This window comes from Leucobacter sp. NPDC015123 (assembly GCF_043080205.1).
Taxonomy (GTDB): Bacteria; Actinomycetota; Actinomycetes; order Actinomycetales; family Microbacteriaceae; genus Leucobacter; species Leucobacter aridicollis_A.
The window spans coordinates 42,602-60,158 of the sequence record NZ_JBIBVH010000007.1 but is presented as its reverse complement, the minus strand read 5'-3'; the positions used below and the strand labels follow the sequence as shown (position 1 = coordinate 60,158).

At 65.7% G+C, this 17,557-nt stretch carries 15 protein-coding genes; 3 read left to right on the top strand and 12 right to left on the bottom strand.

The window, feature by feature from the left end; translation table 11 throughout:
- Window positions 1-2: 2 nt before the first annotated feature.
- Complete coding sequence (locus ACF07D_RS13085; protein ID WP_119281632.1) at window positions 3-725, bottom strand: response regulator transcription factor; 723 nt, start codon at window positions 723-725, stop codon at window positions 3-5.
- Window positions 726-982: 257 nt separating this feature from the next.
- On the opposite strand from ACF07D_RS13085, the gene ACF07D_RS13080 reads away from it, so the two are divergent.
- Window positions 983-1,504 (top strand): YqaJ viral recombinase family protein, encoded by a 522-nt coding sequence (locus tag ACF07D_RS13080; protein WP_119281869.1) that lies wholly within the window; start codon window positions 983-985, stop codon window positions 1,502-1,504.
- Between the two features lie 15 nt (window positions 1,505-1,519).
- On the opposite strand, the gene ACF07D_RS13075 is transcribed toward ACF07D_RS13080, so the two are convergent.
- From ACF07D_RS13075 to ACF07D_RS13030, 10 genes are all read right to left on the bottom strand, one after another.
- On the bottom strand, window positions 1,520-2,137 hold the full coding sequence (locus ACF07D_RS13075; RefSeq protein WP_162921004.1) for a PH domain-containing protein: 618 nt from the start codon (window positions 2,135-2,137) through the stop codon (window positions 1,520-1,522).
- Between the two features lie 43 nt (window positions 2,138-2,180).
- Window positions 2,181-3,737, bottom strand: coding sequence for a flotillin family protein (locus ACF07D_RS13070; RefSeq protein ID WP_119281634.1), 1,557 nt, complete (start codon window positions 3,735-3,737; stop codon window positions 2,181-2,183).
- 60 nt (window positions 3,738-3,797) lie between these two features.
- The gene (locus ACF07D_RS13065) at window positions 3,798-4,355 is read right to left on the bottom strand and encodes a hypothetical protein (protein WP_255808952.1); all 558 of its coding nucleotides are present in this window, start codon (window positions 4,353-4,355) and stop codon (window positions 3,798-3,800) included.
- 112 nt (window positions 4,356-4,467) lie between these two features.
- On the bottom strand, window positions 4,468-4,872 hold the full coding sequence (locus ACF07D_RS13060) for a DUF779 domain-containing protein (RefSeq protein ID WP_391505261.1): 405 nt from the start codon (window positions 4,870-4,872) through the stop codon (window positions 4,468-4,470).
- Window positions 4,873-5,056: 184 nt separating this feature from the next.
- The gene (adhP, locus tag ACF07D_RS13055) at window positions 5,057-6,076 is read right to left on the bottom strand and encodes an alcohol dehydrogenase AdhP (protein WP_255809801.1); all 1,020 of its coding nucleotides are present in this window, start codon (window positions 6,074-6,076) and stop codon (window positions 5,057-5,059) included.
- A gap of 107 nt (window positions 6,077-6,183) precedes the next feature.
- Window positions 6,184-7,707 carry an aldehyde dehydrogenase gene (gene adh / locus ACF07D_RS13050; protein ID WP_391505195.1) on the bottom strand — a complete coding sequence of 508 codons (1,524 nt, stop codon included), beginning with the start codon at window positions 7,705-7,707 and terminating at the stop codon, window positions 6,184-6,186.
- A 121-nt stretch (window positions 7,708-7,828) separates the two neighbouring features.
- Window positions 7,829-9,205 (bottom strand): transcriptional regulator, encoded by a 1,377-nt coding sequence (locus tag ACF07D_RS13045; protein ID WP_255808950.1) that lies wholly within the window; start codon window positions 9,203-9,205, stop codon window positions 7,829-7,831.
- Window positions 9,206-9,250: 45 nt separating this feature from the next.
- Window positions 9,251-11,872: an ATP-binding cassette domain-containing protein gene (locus tag ACF07D_RS13040; protein ID WP_391505194.1), complete on the bottom strand. Its 2,622-nt coding sequence runs from the start codon at window positions 11,870-11,872 to the stop codon at window positions 9,251-9,253.
- A complete protein-coding gene (locus tag ACF07D_RS13035; protein WP_255808948.1) occupies window positions 11,869-12,852 on the bottom strand; it encodes an ABC transporter permease in 984 nt (327 codons plus the stop codon). Before ACF07D_RS13035 ends, ACF07D_RS13040 begins: the two co-directional genes overlap by 4 nt.
- Before the next feature lie 90 nt (window positions 12,853-12,942).
- Entirely contained in the window at window positions 12,943-14,511 is a 1,569-nt protein-coding gene (locus ACF07D_RS13030; protein WP_391505193.1) for an ABC transporter substrate-binding protein, read from the bottom strand.
- 270 nt (window positions 14,512-14,781) lie between these two features.
- On the opposite strand from ACF07D_RS13030, the gene ACF07D_RS13025 reads away from it, so the two are divergent.
- A complete protein-coding gene (locus ACF07D_RS13025) occupies window positions 14,782-15,150 on the top strand; it encodes a DUF2568 domain-containing protein (protein WP_391505192.1) in 369 nt (122 codons plus the stop codon).
- A 321-nt stretch (window positions 15,151-15,471) separates the two neighbouring features.
- Window positions 15,472-16,539, top strand: a complete 1,068-nt coding sequence (locus tag ACF07D_RS13020; protein ID WP_391505191.1) for an LLM class flavin-dependent oxidoreductase — start codon at window positions 15,472-15,474, stop codon at window positions 16,537-16,539.
- Window positions 16,540-16,643: 104 nt separating this feature from the next.
- Here ACF07D_RS13020 and ACF07D_RS13015 read toward each other — a convergent pair whose 3' ends face one another.
- Complete coding sequence (locus ACF07D_RS13015; RefSeq protein ID WP_391505190.1) at window positions 16,644-17,435, bottom strand: enoyl-CoA hydratase/isomerase family protein; 792 nt, start codon at window positions 17,433-17,435, stop codon at window positions 16,644-16,646.
- Window positions 17,436-17,557 lie beyond the last annotated feature (122 nt).

Below are 17,557 nucleotides of genomic sequence, written 5' to 3'. Positions count from 1 at the left end.
CCCTAGTCGGCAGGCTTCAGCATGTATCCGGCACCGCGCACGGTGTGGATCATGGCCGGACGCCCGGCGTCGATCTTTCGCCTGAGGTACGAGATGTACAACTCGACGACAGTCGGCTTCCCGTCGAAGTCGTAGCTCCACACACGGTCAAGGATCTGCGCCTTCGACAGCACACGCCCAGAGTTGCGCATGAGGTAGCGCAGCAGCTCGAACTCGGTATTCGTCAGCTGCATCAGCTCGCCGCCACGCGACACCTCATAGCTATCTTCGTTGAGCTCGAGGTCGCCGACCCGGAGAATTGGGTTGGGTTGCGACGCGAGACGTAGTTGCGAGCGGCGCACAAGGCCGCGAAGCCTGGCGAGGAGCTCTTCGAGGCTGAACGGCTTGACGACGTAGTCGTCGCCGCCAGCGGTGAGGCCGGCGACCCGCTCTTCGACAGAGTCGAGGGCAGTCAAGAAGAGGACCGGGAAGATCTCACCTTTCGCGCGCACCTGAGAGAGGAGCCGCATTCCATCGAAATCGGGGAGCATGATGTCAAAGACAGCAACATCTGGCTGAAACTCTGCGACTGCCTGAAGCGCTTCTTCTCCGGATGCGGCAGAGCGCACCTCCCACCCCTCGTAGCGAAGTGCCATCGCAATGAGTTGGGTTATCGACTCCTCATCGTCCACGACGAGGGCGCGCACCATTGTTCCATCTTGTCTCGTGAGCGTCTCGGCAGTCATACATATATAGTGCCTGGCGCGTCTGGGGGCACGCTGGGGGCGAACTTTTGCAAACACATGTATACTCTTGAGCCGACATAAGCTTAAGCTTTGGCACACGCGCGCCATTTGGTCGACTACGCGGCTCGCCTCCACAGAAGCTTCGGGGGTCGTGCGACAATGATTCGGTGCTTATCTCCGAGTCAGAACGCCCCACGGCCCGCTCTGGAGCACACCTCTCGCGCATCGTCACCGACGGCTCCGATCGGGCCGCGTGGATGCGCGCGCGGGCCCGCGGCATTACCGCGACCGACGTCGCAAAGCTTTCGACTCCTCGCTCAATCGAAACTGCGGCGCGCGAAAAGATGTACGGCAGCAGCTTCATCGGCAACGCCTACACGGAGCACGGCAAGGCGCGCGAGCCCGAGATCGCTGCGTGGGTCGAGCGTGAGCACGGGATCCGCCCAAGCTCGGCGCTCTTCCACGCGGCGACAGATCTCCGCCATCTTGCGACGCCTGATGGCCTAGTCGAGCGCGCGACTGGCGCCCTTGAACTTGCCGAGATCAAGACGACGAACAAGGAATGGCGAGTCATTCCTCGAAACTACCTACGGCAGATCTGGTGGCAGCAGTACGTGCTTGGGGCTGAACGAACGCTCATGGTCTGGGAGCGCCACGAGAACTTTGTTCCCGTTGGCGACCCGGAGTTCAGGTGGATCGACCGCGACGAATCAGAGATCGAACGCCTCGTGAAGCTCGCGAGTGAGCTCATAGACGTACTCATCGCGCGCACAACCTAGGTGTTGCGGCTGCGGCTACATTCCGAAGGCTGTCGCCCGCACCTGCTCGTCGTAGCTTCGCTCGGAGAGTTCCTGGAGCGCAACGTGCAGCAGTTTCACACCAGGAGCGTCAGGGATCCGGGTGGCCTCGGCCCCGACGAGCAGATCGATGTCGCCAGACCCCCAGATGCGCTGGACTGGGTTCTGCTTTGACCGAACCTCACGCACGCGAGCGAGCGAAATCTCGCTGCGATGCCTGACGAAGAAGCCGTGATGCAAGATCACGCGCCTCGTCGTCACGACCGCACGCCGCGCGAGCCAGCCGAGAAGCGGACCAATCACGCCGAACGCGATGAGCACGGCTGCCCCGCCCGCGGCGGCGAGATTCATCCACGCTTCAGGAAGCGTGCCGATAAAAAACCCACCGAACCCGGCCACCACGAACAACAGCAGCACGGGAATGGTGAGATGCCTGCCATGCCGCCGCACGCGCACGACAATCTCCTCAGGTTGCTGCGGCGCCGCTCCTGCCTGGTGGCTGGCTCCCGCAGGGTGGCCCGGGAGTGTCCCGGGATCACCCGCGCCCCTGAGCACCTGCTCGGCCCCCTGCGAGGGGAGCACCGTGGTCTCCTGAGTATTTCGGGTACGCCGCATACCCCTATTCTGCCCTGTCAGCCTGCGCCTCGTCGGTGCAGCTTTAGCGAGTCGGCTCCTCGTCGGCGTTGGCGACGCCAGTCGCCCCATCGCTCGCGGGTCGCTCGTCAACCGCAGCTGTCAGGTCGGCACCCGAGGTCTCCTCCTCGGCGCCGCGCTCAGCGACGGCGAAGGCGGGCTCGTCAGAGCTCGAGGACGACGCAGCGCGCCCGGCTGCGGCTCCTGCCGCGCTACCCGTGACGACGCCGTTGAGCATGCCGACGAGGTCGACCCCAACCGTTTCTCGCGCCATCTCCAGGAGGCCCTTCAGGTTGCCCATAGCGTCGCCCGCGACCCGCGAAGTGCCGTCGGCTGAAACGACAGTCATGCTGTCGATGCCGGCGATAGCCTGCGCGTACTCGCCCGCGATCTCCGGGAGCCTGTGGATGAGCTCCTGGGCAAGCACAGCCTGCGACTGGGTCTCGAGGGCGCGTGCGCGGGCCTCGACCGCGATCGCCTCTGCCGTTCCCTTCGCCTGGATGGCCTCGGCCTCTGCCCGGCCCTCGGCCGCGACAGCCTCAGACGCGGCGATACGCGCCGCACGAGCTGCAAGACCCTCGCGCTCAACAGCCTGCGCACGACCGTCCGCCGCCGACACCGCGGCAGCGGCTTCGGCCTTCGCGAGCGCCTCGACCTTGTACGCCTCGGCCTCGGCGACCGCGCGAACGTCTGCGTTCAGCTTCTCGGTGCGCAGCGCGACCTCGCGCTGAGCCGTGATCTGCTGCTGTTCAACAATTGCTTGCTGCTGGATTGCCTGCTCGAGCGGATCCGCCGCCTGCGCCTGCGCGTTCGCCTTGTCAGTCTCGGCCTGAATCTCAGCCTGGCGGAGCTTCAGCTCTCGGTTGCGGTCAAGCAGGACCTTCTCTGCAGCAATCTTTGCTTCTTCAGAAGCCTGGTAGGCATTGGTCTCGGCGATGTCTGCCGCCTGGCGAACCTTCGCTGCCTCCGGGCGGCCAATATTTGCGATGTAGTCGGCGCCGTCGCGGATCTCTTGGATCTGCAACGTGTCGACAACGAGGCCCTGCTTCGTCAGTGCCTCCTCTGCAGCCTCGAGCACGCTCTGCGCAACAACGGCGCGGTCGCGAATGATCTGCAGGACTGTCAGCCCACCGATAATCGAGCGAAGCGAGCCCGAGAGTACTTCCTGGGTCGACTCGTCAATTTCGTCAGAGTTTGACAGGAATCGCTGCGCTGCGGCGCGGATCATCTCCTGCGTCCCGCCGACTTTCACAACCGCCACTGCCTGCGCCTGCATCGTGATGCCGTCGGTCGTCTGCGCCTCGGTGGTGATTGAGAGGCGGCGCGAGCGCAGCGAGATTGTGAACGACTTCTGCACGAACGGCAGCACAAAGACACCGCCGCCCGTCACAACCTTCTGGCCAGACATGTCGCGAACTGTCGCGCCGTCAGCCGACTTGATCTCTTTCCCCTTGCCTCCGGTGACGATGATCGCCTCGTCAGGCTTCGCAATGCGGTAGCGCTTGATAATGACAAGCGCGATAAGCACGAGCGCAACCACCGCGCCGAACACGCCGACGATTGCTGGGGTAATGAAGAACATTTTCCCTCCCGGGGAAGTTCAGTTGTGAATGAAGCCGACACCAATGCCGGCACGGACGAGTTAGGTGGGCTGTGCGCTCGGGTCAGCCGTCGCGGCGACGGGTTCAACCCGCACCGATGTCGCGGTGATTGTCTGGGCGATGCGCACCTGCGTGCCCCGCGCGATGGCGGTGTCTGCGGTCGCCGAGAGCGAGACGCGCTCACCGTGCCGCACGAGCGCGACCTCGCCGAGACCACCGGCAGGGATCGCAAGCACCACGCCTGCGACTGAGCCGACAAGCTCATCGCCACTCACCGCCGTTGACGATTCAGCGCTTCTGATGACCTTGCTCAACCACCACGCAGCTGCGCCGCCGAGCACGCCCGCGAGCGCACCGAGGAGCCCCGCGAGCGGGGTGGGGAGGCCCGCGCCAACAAGCGCAAAAGCCGTAAAGCCGAAGATCGCGGTAAACGCTGCGATTGTCGTGAGGCTCAGCGGGCCATCGCCGAAATCGAATGCATCGAAGATTCCGTCGAGCACGAGCGAAAGCAGCAGGAGGATGCCGCCGACGACGCCAATGATGAGAAAGATGCCGCCCGCGATGAGCGACCCGTCGAGCAGGCCATTCAGCCAGTCCATGATCGCTCCCATAGCGCACCTCGTTCAACAGTTGTCGGGATCCCCTCCAGCGTAGCAAGGCCACGCACGCCCCGAAAGGACGCCGTTGCGAGCTCGAGGTGGCGGAGGGCGACTACGAGATGAGTCGCGAGCGGATGAGGAACCGCTTGCCTTCCGGGGCCTCGAGCGAGAATCCCGACCCTCGCCCTGGCACTGCATCGATCGTCAGATGCGTGTGCGCCCACACTGCGAACTGCTCACGAGACATCCAGAACCCGATCTCGCGCGGCGCGTTCTCACCGGCGCTTGGCGGCAGCTCGAGCGTGCCGAGTTTCAGATCCTGCCCGCCCGTCTTGAACTCGCCTTCCTGGTAACACATGGGGGCACTGCCATCACAGCACCCGCCGGACTGGTGGAACATGAGGGGGCCGTGCATCGCCCAGAGCCGCTCGATGAGCTCGATCGCGGCTGGTGTGAAAGCGAGCCTGCTCGCATGCTCACCCGCGATCTCCGGGCGCGCATCGACGACGCCGAGAATCGAAGCTGTGTCTTCTGGCCCAGGCGCGACAGCGCCGCCCACCTCACACGCGTCGACGGCCCCACGGGTTTCGTCCCCAAGCACTTCGGCCGGATCGGGCGTTGACTCCGGTGTCATCATCGTCTCCATCCTGAAAACTGAGTTGGCCTCGGGAGGCGGTGAGCCGCCTCCCGAGGCCTATGAGTTAGGCGCTCGCGAGCCTGAGAACGACGCGGCCGTCAATCTTGCCTGCACGCATCTCGTCGAGCACATCGTTGACGTCGTCGAGCGGGCGCTCGGAGACTGTCGGGTGGATAAGGCCCCTCGCGTAGAAGTCAAGTGCCTCGATCATGTCTTGCCTGGTGCCGACGATTGACCCCCTGATCGTCAGGCCCTTGAGCACGATGTCAAAGATCGGCGCGGGGAAGTCCCCGGGAGGTAGGCCGTTGAAGACGATCGTGCCGCCGCGCCTCGTCATACCGATCGCCTGCCCGAACGCCGACGGGTGCACGGCTGTCACGAGCACACCGTGCGCTCCACCTGTCTCGCGCTGGATGGCTTCGACCGGATCCTCACTCAACGCGTTCACAGTCACCTCAGCGCCGTGCTTCTTCGCAAGCGCAAGCTTGTCGTCGGCAATATCGACGGCGGCGACGCGCATCCCCATCGCAACCGCGTACTGCACTGCGATGTGGCCGAGGCCACCGATTCCCGAGATCACTACCCACTGCCCGGGAAGCACGCCAGTCACCTTCAGGCCCTTGTACACAGTGACCCCTGCGCAGAGCACGGGCGCAACCTCGACAGGGTCTGACCCCGCGGGCACAACGGCGGCGTAGGTCGCGTCGACGAGCATGTACTCAGCGAAAGAGCCGTCGACCGAGTAGCCACCGTTCTGCTGCTGCTCGCAGAGCGTCTCCCAGCCTGTGCGGCAGAACTCGCAGTGCCCGCATGCGGACCACAGCCACGCATTACCGACGAGATCTCCGACTGCGACGTTTGTGACGCCCTCGCCGACGGCCTCGACAAGTCCGACGCCCTCGTGGCCCGGAATGAACGGTGGGCTCGGCTTCACAGGCCAGTCGCCCTCGACGGCGTGCAGATCTGTGTGGCAGACGCCAGTAGTGAGCACCCGAACGAGCGCCTGCCCGGGACCGGGCGTCGGGACGCTCTGGTCGCCGACGTCGAGCGGCTTGCCGAATGCCGGCACGGAGGCGGCACGCATAGTGGTTGTTGTCATTGTCGTATTCCTTTCGTGGGCTGCCACGCTGCAACCCGTTGTGAATCTGGGGTGTGTGTTCGGGAGGTCGAACGAGCTGACCTAGGGAGGGCCTAGAAGAAGCCCTGCGCGTTCTGGCTGTAGCTCACGAGCAGGTTCTTGGTCTGCTGGTAGTGGTCGAGCATCATGAGGTGGTTCTCGCGCCCGATGCCGCTCGACTTGTAGCCACCGAACGCCGCATGCGCCGGGTACGCGTGATAGTTATTCACCCAGACACGACCCGCCTCAATCGCCCGGCCCGCACGGTACGCGGTGTTACCATCGCGGCTCCAGACACCGGCCCCCAGGCCGTACAGTGTGTCGTTCGCGATGCGAATCGCGTCGTCGAAGTCGGTGAATGTTGTCGCCGAGACCACAGGGCCGAAGATCTCTTCCTGGAAGATGCGCATCGAGTTGTCGCCGCGGAAGATTGTCGGCTGAATGTAGAAGCCGCCGGAGAGATCCCCGCCGAGGTCGTCGACTCCCCCACCCGTCAGCACCTTCGCACCCTCTTGGCGGCCGATGTCGAGGTACGACTTAATCTTCTCGAACTGGTCGTTCGATGCCTGCGCACCCATCATCGTGTCGGTGTCGAGCGGGTTGCCGCGCTTGATGAGCTCGGTACGCGCGACAACTGCGTCGAGGAAGTCGTCGGCGAACGATTCCTGAATGAGGGCGCGTGACGGGCACGTGCACACCTCGCCCTGGTTGAGGGCGAACATCGTGAACCCCTCTTTTGCCTTGTCGAAGTACGCGTCGTCTTTCGCCGCAACGTCATCGAAGAAGATGTTGGGGCTCTTACCGCCGAGCTCGAGCGTCACCGGGATGATGTTCTCTGAGGCGTACTGCATGATGAGCCGACCAGTGGTCGTCTCGCCTGTAAACGCGATCTTGCGGATACGTTTGTTCGACGCGAGGGGCTTCCCTGCCTCCGCGCCGAAGCCGTTAACGATGTTCACCACGCCGGCCGGCAGCAGGTCACCGATGAGTTCAAACAGCACGAGAATCGACGCCGGGGTCTGCTCGGCAGGCTTCAAGACGACCACGTTGCCTGCGGCGAGCGCAGGGGCAAGTTTCCACACCGCCATGAGGATGGGGAAGTTCCACGGGATGATCTGGCCGACAACCCCGAGTGGCTCGTGGAAATGGTAGGCGACAGTGTCGTCGTCGATCTGGGAGAGGCCGCCCTCTTGCGCGCGGATCGCGCCGGCGAAGTAGCGGAAGTGGTCGATCGCGAGTGGGATGTCGGCGTTCAGCGTCTCGCGCACAGCCTTTCCGTTGTCCCACGTCTCGGCGACGGCGATCATCTCGAGGTTCGCCTCCATACGGTCGGCGATCTTGTTCAAGATCACGGCACGCTCGGCCGGGCTCGTCTTTCCCCACGCGGGAGCTGCCGCGTGTGCCGCGTCGAGGGCCACCTCAATGTCTTCAGCGGTGCCACGGGCGACCTCGCAGAACGCCTGCCCGGTCACCGGGGTGATGTTCTCGAAGTATTGGCCTTTCACAGGCGGGACCCACTCGCCCCCGATGTAGTGCTCGTAGCGGCCTTTGAAGGTCACGAGCGAATCGGGCTGTCCTGGGAATGCGTAGACAGTCATGGTGCTACCTCTCTCTGACGTCGTTGTCGAAGTGCCGAAGCCGGGAGTACCCGCGCTTCGTGGTGTCAGAGTAGGTCTGCGAAGGTTGCATTTAGGTTGCGCCGGGTCCGCAGCACCGCCGTCATCGCCCGGCTTCGATGGTCTCGAGCCTCGCAACTACGCGCGTGCGTTTCGGCGAGAGCGGGGGGAGCGCGTGCAGCAGCGCCTCCCACACCTGCGCGTCATCGACCGCCCAGTTCTGGGCGTACTCGAAGAGCAGCGGAGCGGCCGCTGTTTGCAGCATTGACTCGCGCAGCGTCGAGTCCACCTCGTGTCGCAGCCGCTCGATGACGGGCGCATCTGAGGATGGCAACACGGGCCCCTCGTACGCTGCGAGTGCGAGCCTGTGCGCGCCCCGCTCGAGCGCTTCAAGTGTTTCAAGCGCGTCGAGCCTGAGCGGGCCGCTCAGCCGGTATGGGCGAGACAGCAGTTCGAAACCGACTCTGTGTTGAATCAACCATTTGCGAAGACGAACGACCTCGGGTCTGAGGCTGTGCTCCGCACCAGGCTCGCCGTAGACCTGATCCGCGAGCGCCGCGGCAGACAGCCCGTTCGGCGCCTCAGCAAGTGCCGCGAGGATCTCGGCATGGCGTCTACTGACGCTCACGAACCCGCCGCTGTGTTCAAACAGCGCAGGGTCGCGCCCGAGGAGCATGAGCCGCGGCGTTGCCTGCTTCGGCTCGCGTTTGGGCGGTGGATGAGCAGTCGACGTGACGCGTCGCTCGCTCGAACGTTCGTGACTGCGCTCAAGTGCCGCGCGCATGGCGACAAGTTTGAGCTCGGCCTCGACCGCAGCCCGCGTGGCTTCCACGAGCGGCAGGATGTGCGGCGAGGCTGCAGCGTCATTGCCTGTCACGTCAATGACACCGATGATCGCGCCGCTCTCGGGCTCGTGTACCGGGACCGCGGTGCAGCTCCACTGGTGCACGGCGCGGTTGTAGTGCTCAGCGCCGAGCACCTGGATCGAGTCGCCGAGCAGCAGCGCCGAGCCCGGCGCCGACGTGCCGACAGCATTCTCAGACCAGTCGGCGCCAGCGGCGAACCCCATCTCCTCGGCTTCCGACCGCAGCCGCCTGTCGCCATCGACCCACAGCAGCCTGCCCGCGGCGTCGCCGATGGCAACGACGAATCCAGCCTGAGTCGCCTCGTCGAGCAGGAGCCTGTTCACGACTGGAAGTACTCGTGCGATCGGATGGAGGCGCTGCAGCTCCTCGAGCTCGTCAGGCGACAGTGGCCTCGCGCCCGGGGTCACGTTCGGGTCGATCGAGTGCCGCTTCGAGCGCACCCACGATTCGAGCACGACCGGGCGAAGATCGCTCTGAGCAGCGAAGGTGCGCCGGGAGTCCGGGTCCTCGGCGAGCGAATGGTCGGCAACGAAGCGCTCGTGCGCACGCTCGAGCAGCAGGCGGCGCTGCCTCACTGATTCGCCGCGCTGGAGTGCGTGTCGACTGTTGCGCACCTGGGACCTCCCTTGGCTCAGGTGATCCGAGAGTACAGGATCTGGCTAGGAGGAGCCATCGAACGATCCGGCAGGCAGCTGCACGACCGCGTCGAGCAGTTCTCGCGTGTAGGCCTGCTGCGGGTCAAGGAGGGCCCGCGGCCCCTGCTCGACAATGGCGCCGGCGCGCAGCACGACGACATCGTCGCACAGCGCGTGGACAACGGCGAGGTCGTGGGAGATCACGATGAGGGCGAGGCCGCGCTCCCTGCGAAGCCGCGCGAGCAGGTCGAGAATTGCGGCCTGCACTGACACATCGAGCGCGCTTGTCGCCTCGTCAGCGACGAGCACTTTCGGCTCGGCGGCAAGCGCCCTCGCGATCGCGACACGTTGCCGTTGCCCGCCCGAGAGCTCGTGCGGGTAGCGCCTCGCGTGTTCAGGGGCGAGGCCGACTTCCGAGAGGAGCGCCGCGACGCGTCCCTCGGTCGAGCCGCGCGGGGAGCGCGCGAGATCGCCTCCTCTGGCTCGAGCGCGGCGATCGTGTGCGCGCACAACCTCGCCGAGCGTCGCACCGACTGTGCGGCGCGGGTTGAGTGACGACGAGGGATCCTGTGGGATGAGCTGGATCTCCTCCCGCTCGCCCGCGAAGCTGAATGCTCCGTGCGCGCGCGGTAGCTCCCCGACGATCGCACGCGCGATCGTCGTCTTTCCCGAACCCGACTCGCCGATGATGCCCAGCGCGCCGCGTACGTCGAAGGAGACGCCACCAACCGCCTCGCGGCCGCCATACCTCACGCGCAGGTCCTTGACGGCGAGCACGGGCGCGCCGTCAGACGTCGCTGCCGCTGGCGCGGCGGCCGTCTCGATGCTGGGCGGGGCGGTCTTCTCGACGCCGGGCGCACCCGTCGTGTGTATGCTGATCGCGCCTGCGCTTGGCGCGAGGGCAACGCGATCGTTGATCCTTTCCGCGGGGCGGGGGGCACGAGGGATCGCGCTGAGCAGCTCCCGAGTGTACGGGTGTTCTGGTCGGGCGAGGACCGCGGCCGTTGCCCCTTCCTCGACGACGCACCCTCCGCGCATGACCGCGATCCGCTCGCACATTGCGGCGACAACAGCGACGTCATGGCTCACGAACACGAGAGTCAGGCCGCGTTCCCGCCGGAGGGCTTTCAGCAGCTCGAGTACCTCACGCTGCACTGTCGCATCCAGCGCCGTCGTCGGCTCGTCAGCGAGCAGAATCGCCGGCCTCCCAGCGAGCGCCATCGCGATCACGATGCGCTGGCGCTGTCCACCCGAGAGTTCATGCGGGTACGCGCGGGCGATGCGTTCTGGGTCACCGAGCCGGACAGCACCGAGTAGCTCGCGCACCCGTGCCACCGGGTCTGGCTCCCCCGCCGCGACGCACGCTTCGCGCAGCTGGGTGCCAACTCGCGTCAGCGGATCGAGTGCGCTCAGTGGATCCTGGAACACCATGCCAACGGCGCCCCCGATGGCGACTTCGCCGTGAGTGTGCACCACACCGTTCGGGAGCAGGCCGGCGATGGCGCGGAGGGTGAGGCTCTTGCCCGATCCTGATTCGCCGACAATGCCGAGTGCCTCGCCTGGGGTGAGATCGAAACTCACGCCCTGGGCGCTGTGCCCCTCGCTGCCACCCGGCGCCCTGCCCTCTGCCCTGCCCGGCGCCCTGCCCGGCGCCCCGCCGACAAGCGCGGGAGCTGGCAGTTGTTGTCGCTTGGGCGCACGCGAAGCGACAACAGCTGCCAACTCGAGGGTGAGCCCGCGGACGTGGAGCGACCCGAGAGGCACCCCCGCAGTCGCCGGGCGTGGGCCCCGACGCCCGCCGCGGGCCCTGCCGGTTTTGCGCGGCTCACCCGTCACTCGCAGCGTGTCACCGATGCCGTCGCCAAGCAGCGAGAGTGCGACGCCAGTCACCACGACGGCAAGTCCCGGCAACGCCGAGAGCCACCAGTGACTCGTCACGAACGCCTGTCCATCGGCGATCATCGTGCCCCAGTCTGGCGTTGGCGGCTGGATGCCGAGCCCGAGAAACCCGAGAGTGACGATCGCAACCATGATGAGCACAATCTCAGTCGCGAGCAGCACGACAGCCTGCGGCAGCACGTTGGGCAGGAGGTGCCTGACAAGGATCTGCCCGTGCGACAGGCCCGCCCCTCGCGCCGCGCGCACCCAGCCATGATCGCGCATCGACGCGGTAAGAGCGCGGATCACCCGGGCATACCCGACCCACCCGACGAGCGCGAACGCGGCGATGATGCCCGGTCCCCCCGCCCCGACCGCGAACACGATTGCGATGACGAGCACATAAAACGGGAACGCGATGACAGTGTCGGTGACACGCGAGATCGCCCAGTCGGTGCCGCGTCCGAAGTAGCCAGCGACGAGGCCAAGCGTCACGCCAACGACGAACGGGGTGATCGCCGCGATGGCAGCGATCCCGAGATCAGTGCGCGCTGCAAAGAGCACCCGTGAGAACACGTCACGACCGAGCTGGTCCGTACCAAACGGGTGCGCGAACGAGGGAGGGAGCAGGCCGGCCGACAAATCCTGCGCGGTCGGCGAGTACGGCGCGAGCGCGGGGGCGAGCACCGCGACAAACACGATCACCGAGAGAAGCAGCGCGCCTGCGACAAAGCTCCGCGACCCGAGCGCGCGCCGCGCACCACTCATCGCGCACCCCGCAACCTCGGGTCGATGAGCGCCGACAGCAGCTGGGCCACGAGCGTCACGAGTACGACAAGGATCGCGCAGTACAACGCGATCGTCTGCACCACAGGAAAGTCTCGGGTCGAGATCGACTGGAACAGGAGCGTGCCAAGGCCGTTGATGCCAAACACCTTCTCGACAACCAGCGTCCCGCCGATGAGGTATGCAAGGTTCACGCTCAGAAGATTCAGCGTCGGCAACGCCGCGCCGCGCAGCACGTGGCGCCAACGAATCTGCCGCTCCGGGATGCGCGCAGCCCGCAACGTCGTCACGAACTCGGCCTCCGTCACCTCGAGCAGTTGAGCCCGAAGCGAGCGGATAAGCGGCGGCGCCATACCCAGGGCGACCGCAAGCGCAGGCAACACCAGCGAACGCACCGGCTCGAACGGGGCCGACCCCGCCGCGCCGACACCCCCGACCGGAAACCACCCAAGGTTCACGGCGAACACGATGATGAGCAGGAGTCCGATCCAGAACAGCGGCATTCCGAGCGTGATCGTCGGCACGATGCGCACAAGCTGATCCACGAAGCCATCGGGTCGATTCGCCGCCGCGAGCGCAAGCGGCACGGCAATCGCAAGCACAAGCATGAGCGCGAGCGCGACGATGCCGAGGCTCACAGGCGCGCGAGACAGTACAAGCTCTGCGGTTGGCACGCCAGTCACGAGCGAGTCGCCAGTATCACCGCGCGTGAGCACCCCTGAGACAAAGTCGGTGTACTGCTGCCAGAGCGGGGCGTCGAGCCCAAGCTTGGCGCGGAGCTCGGCGAGCGCCTGCGGCGTCGCGCGATCCCCGAGGATCATCACGGCAGGATCGCCGGGCACCAGGCGCAGCAGAAAGAACACAGCTGTGACGACGCCGAGCATGACCGGCAGCACCGTTCCCGCGACGCGCAGGGCCTGGCGCAGCACCTGGCGCGGGAGGGATCGCAGAGCCGCTGACACTCGCCTACTCTATCCGCTGCGCAGGCGCGCCCCGCCAGACCCTGTTGGGCCCCGCAGGGCGTGCCCGCGGACGCGCGGTTCTTCCGCCGGCTACTTTGCTTCGACCCACGCGTCCTGGAACCTGACGCTCCCGTTCGGCAGCGATTCGAGGCCGTGCACCTTCGCCGTCGTGCCGTGCAGGTTCGGCGAGTAGTAGACGGGAATGTAGGGCACGTCGCCAGCAAGGATCCGCTGGATGTCTGTGTAGATCTGCTCCCGCTCGGGCCCGTCTGCGGTCGTGCGGCCCTCGTGCATGAGCTTCGTGACCTCGGGGTTCGTGTAGTGGGTCCAGAACGAGTTGCTGAAGCCCTCGGGATCGGCCTGGAACGTCACGAGCCCGTTGGGGTCGGGGGCGTCGGACTGCCCCGAGTTGATCATGAAGTCGTAGTCGAACGCCTTGAAGCGCTCGCGGAATGAGGCGAGGTCGATGGACTCGATCTGCACGTCGATGCCGAGGGGCGCGAGCGATTCCTGCACAACCTGGGCGATCTGGGCGCGAGCTGAGTTCCCGCTCGGGATGAGCATCGTCGCCTCGAAGCCGTCCGCGAAGTCCGACTTCGCGAGCTCCTGCTTCGCCGCGTCGACGTCGTGTGTGAGCACCGGCTTCGCGTCGAACGCGTCGGCCGCGCTGTACTCGATCGCCGGCGGAATGAGCGAGGACGCCGCACGGGCGGTGCCAAACGTGGTCGCCTGCGTGATGCCGGGCAGGTCGAGCGCCTGCGCGACCGCGCGGCGGACGTGCACGTCTGCGAACTCGGGCTTCTGCGTGTTGAAGAAGACCTGCTCGATCGCCCACGAATCGCTCTTCAAAAGCTTCGTTGCTTCCCCGTTCTCGACCGCGTCTGCGTTCGCCGCAGGCACCTGCTCGACAGCGTCGATCTGGCCAGCGTTCAGCCGCTGGAGCAGCTGGTTGTCGTCGGCAACGAAGACGTAGTCGAGGCCGTCAAGGAGCGGCTTCCCGTCCTGCCAGTAGTGCTCGTTCTTCACGAAATTCAGGTCACCCGCAGGGTCCCACTCGCTGACCGCGAACGGCCCGGTACCAACCGGGGCCTTGAAGAAGTCCTCCTCGTTCTTGCCGCCGAAGTCCGTGGGCAGAACGCCCGCGGAGAAGCTCGTGAGCTCCGACAGGAACGGCGTGTACGCCTCACCGAGCGTGATGACGACGGTACCGGCAGCGTCATCGGTCACGATTTCCGAGATCGGGGCGGTGAGAGTGAGGGGCCCCTGCTTCGCGAGGTTGCGTTCGAGCGAAAATTTCACGTCAGAGGCCTGCACGTCAGACCCATCGGAGTACTTGAGCCCCTCGCGCAGCGTAAATGTATAGGTCAGTCCGTCTGCCGAGATCTCGTGGCTCTTCGCCAACCAGTCGATGATCTTGCCGTGCTCATCGAACGAGACGAGCGACTCGAAGATCTTGTCAATCGCGAATGCGTTGTTCGCGGTGATCTGCGTGTGCAGGTCGAGATCGTTCGCGCTCGCGAGCCTGCCATAGGTGAGCGTGCCGCCGGCGGTCGGCGCTGGCTCGGAGCCCCCGCCCTGTGCAGCGGGGGCGCAGCCCGCAAGTCCGAGCGTTGCGGCGAGCGCGAGTGCGACAAGTGCTCGCTGTGAGTTCGGGGTCATTGGTTCCTCTCGGCAGCGGGGTGGCAGCGGCGGCAGGTGCCGCGCGCTCCGGCTGGTCTATGTAGTTAGGCTACGATCTGGCCGCGTAGTGGACCACATTGTCGACGCTGGGGTGAACCACAGGCTGGGGTGGGGCTGGCTGCGAGCTTCAGGACTGCGGGATCCGGGCATCGCTCCTCGGGACTCCGGGGTGGGCCGCCACACCGACGCACCTCGCACCCACGAGACCGGGAATCGGCCGCCCGGGGAGGGCCGGGTAGACTTGACCGAGTGACTAGCCCTACTCCATCAGACTCGCAGGCCCGCTCTCAGACGATCCAGCAGGCGGTGCGCGGACTCTTCCATCTCATCGCAATCATCGCGATCACTGTGTGGGGCTTCATGAGCTGGGAAATGCCATTTCCTGGCATCTTCGCGGGCCTCGGTTTGCTCGCGCTGAGCTTGCTGCTCTGGGCACTCTTCCTGTCACCCAAGCCCGTGCTCGCGACCGACCGCTTCGGGCGCGCGCTGATCGAGCTTCTGCTACTCGCCGCCGGTGTCGGAGCCATGCTCGGACTCGGCATCAACTGGATCGTCGCTGTCGTCTTCGGACTCGCTGGCGCGACGCTCGGCTTCGTCACCTCGCTTCGCAGCAAGTAGTCGGTGGCGCGGCGTCTGTGAATCGCTGAGCTGCCAAATCTGCGGCTGCGGTCCAGTAGTACGCGCCTCTCAGCACACCCCCGCTCCGCTGCACGCAGTAGGCCCGGGATCAACAGAACCAATGCCACCAACCTAAGGATCCGGGCATATCTTCTGCCGATCACATTGGAAGCGCCGGCAGCGCGGCTCGTCGCCGGCAGCGAGGGTCACCGGCAGCGAGGCACGTCACCGGCGGCCAGGCTCCTCACCGGCAGCCAGGCTCGGCATCGGCGCAGAGCCAACCCCAGGAATAGCCACCCTAGGGCCGCTGTTGCATAGAGCATGACCACATCACAGCACAGCGGCGGCACAGCCGGCAGCAATGTAGCCCTGGGGCTCGACACGTTTGGCGACATCTCCCAGCAGCCCGATGGCAGCCGCACTCACCCCGCACAGGTGCTGCGTGACGTCGTCGAGCAGGCGAGGCTCGCTGACTCCCTCGGCGTAGACGCGATCACTCTCGGCGAGCATCACCGAGACGACTTCGCGATCTCGTCACCTGAGATCGTGCTCGGCGCAATCGCCGGCGCAACCGAGCAGATCCTGCTCGGCACTGGCGTGACAGTGCTCTCAAGCGATGACCCAGTCAGGGTGTACGAGCGCTTCGCGACACTCGACGGCGTGAGCAGCGGCCGCGCCGAGGTGATTCTGGGTCGAGGGTCCTTCACCGAGTCCTTTCCACTTTTCGGATACGACCTGAACGACTACGACGCTCTCTTCAGCGAGAAGCTCGACCTGTTTGCAAAGCTTCGCAGCGAGGGCCCAGTCACCTGGGCGGGCAAACACCGCACGCCGCTCGTCAACCAAGAGGTGCACCCCAAGACCGAGCACCCGGGCGGCGTCCCCGCCTGGATCGGTGTCGGCGGCAGCCCCCAGTCAGTCGTGCGGTCAGTTCAGGTCGGCATCCCCATGATGCTCGCAATCATCGGCGGCGACCCGGCGAGATTTCTCCCATTCGCTGACCTATACCGCAGCGCCCAGCAGGAACTCGAGCGTGACCCGATGCCGCTCGGCGTCCACTCGCCCGGGCACGTGGCGGCGACCGACGAGCTCGCCCGCGAAGAACTCTGGGAGCACTTCGCGGCGAACCGCAACCGCATCGGGCGTGAGCGCGGCTGGCCCGAGGCGTCACGCGCCGAGTTTGACGCCGAGGTCGAGTCAGGATCCCTCTACGTCGGATCTCCCGAGACCGTCGCACGGAAGATCGCGAACACCGTGCGCACACTCAGCGCTGACCGATTCGATCTCAAGTATGCGAACGGCACGATGCCACACGACATGCTCATGACGAGCATTGAACTCTACGGCCGCGACGTGATCCCACGGGTCCGCGAACTACTCAGCGAGTAGGCCAGGCGCGGGCCCGAGCACTGGGCCCGCGAGAGGCGGAAGCGTCGCCTCTGAACCACGTCCCAGGGGCGGCAGCGCCCGCGGGACGTGGTTCTCTGCTGGGCTCACCGCTTGTTCTTGAAGAACCTATCGACGAGTTCGAGCGTTGTGCCGTCAGAAAGGGCGCCCTCGCTCAGCTCGGGCTCGCCGACGAGAATGTCACCAACGTTCACCGCAGCGGCAGCCTGCGCGATCCGCTTCGTAATTCGCAGCGATCTAAAGTCTTTTCCGCGTAGTTCGTTCACCTGCGCGAGCGCGGCCTCCATGAGTTCGCCCCGCGGGGAGACAGCGTTCACGAGCCCGTGTCGCAGCGCGTCGGCCGCGGGCATGTCACGCGCAAACATCACGAACTCTTTCGCAGCGCTCGCCCCCATGACCGACACGAGTCGCGGTGTCGCGCCGTAGGTGAGAAACATTCCGAGGTTCGTCTCTGGCAGATTCAGCACCGCATCTGCCTCCATAAGCCGAAAGTCGGCGGTCATTGCGATCGCGACACCGGCCCCGTAGGCAGATCCTTGAATCACCGCGAACGCAATCTGCTCGAGACCCTCGAGCTTGTGCATCACCTCCTGCGCGAGCCGCTGCAGTGCGCGCATTGCCGCGCGTGTCTGAGACTCGTCCGAGAGCGGTTCGCGCATCTCTTGCAGGTCTTGTCCGGCGGCGAAGATCGGACCGTCACCGGTGAGGATCAGGAATCGCACCGCCTCATTGCCGTCGAGCCAGTCGGCAAGCTCGATGAGCTCACGAAGCATCTGCCGGCTCACCGCGTTGGCTCGGCTCGGTCGCGAGAGCGTCGCGATGAGCAGGTCACCGTCAAGCTCGAAGCGTATCGTGTCGAGTGCTGGCACGTCTGTCATGAAGCGGCTCTCCCTTCACGGGCGGCGGCTCCGCCGCGCGCGTATCCTGGCCAGGCTACGCACATGTGCGACATTCGTCAACCAATACGCCACGAACGATGCGCAAATCCTTGCGTTGCAGA

What these genes read in the sequence shown, in the direction of transcription:
- adh (WP_391505195.1), bottom strand. Translation starts at nt 7,707, where the DNA reads ATGACTGTCTACGCATTCCCAGGACAGCCCGATTCGCTCGTGACCTTC.
- ACF07D_RS13040 (WP_391505194.1), bottom strand. Translation starts at nt 11,872, where the DNA reads ATGAGTGGTGCGCGGCGCGCGCTCGGGTCGCGGAGCTTTGTCGCAGGC.
- ACF07D_RS13065 (WP_255808952.1), bottom strand. Translation starts at nt 4,355, where the DNA reads ATGGACTGGCTGAATGGCCTGCTCGACGGGTCGCTCATCGCGGGCGGC.
- ACF07D_RS13075 (WP_162921004.1), bottom strand. Translation starts at nt 2,137, where the DNA reads ATGCGGCGTACCCGAAATACTCAGGAGACCACGGTGCTCCCCTCGCAG.
- ACF07D_RS13030 (WP_391505193.1), bottom strand. Translation starts at nt 14,511, where the DNA reads ATGACCCCGAACTCACAGCGAGCACTTGTCGCACTCGCGCTCGCCGCA.
- ACF07D_RS13085 (WP_119281632.1), bottom strand. Translation starts at nt 725, where the DNA reads ATGACTGCCGAGACGCTCACGAGACAAGATGGAACAATGGTGCGCGCC.
- ACF07D_RS13020 (WP_391505191.1), top strand. Translation starts at nt 15,472, where the DNA reads ATGACCACATCACAGCACAGCGGCGGCACAGCCGGCAGCAATGTAGCC.
- ACF07D_RS13015 (WP_391505190.1), bottom strand. Translation starts at nt 17,435, where the DNA reads ATGACAGACGTGCCAGCACTCGACACGATACGCTTCGAGCTTGACGGT.
- ACF07D_RS13080 (WP_119281869.1), top strand. Translation starts at nt 983, where the DNA reads ATGCGCGCGCGGGCCCGCGGCATTACCGCGACCGACGTCGCAAAGCTT.
- adhP (WP_255809801.1), bottom strand. Translation starts at nt 6,076, where the DNA reads ATGCGTGCCGCCTCCGTGCCGGCATTCGGCAAGCCGCTCGACGTCGGC.
- ACF07D_RS13070 (WP_119281634.1), bottom strand. Translation starts at nt 3,737, where the DNA reads ATGTTCTTCATTACCCCAGCAATCGTCGGCGTGTTCGGCGCGGTGGTT.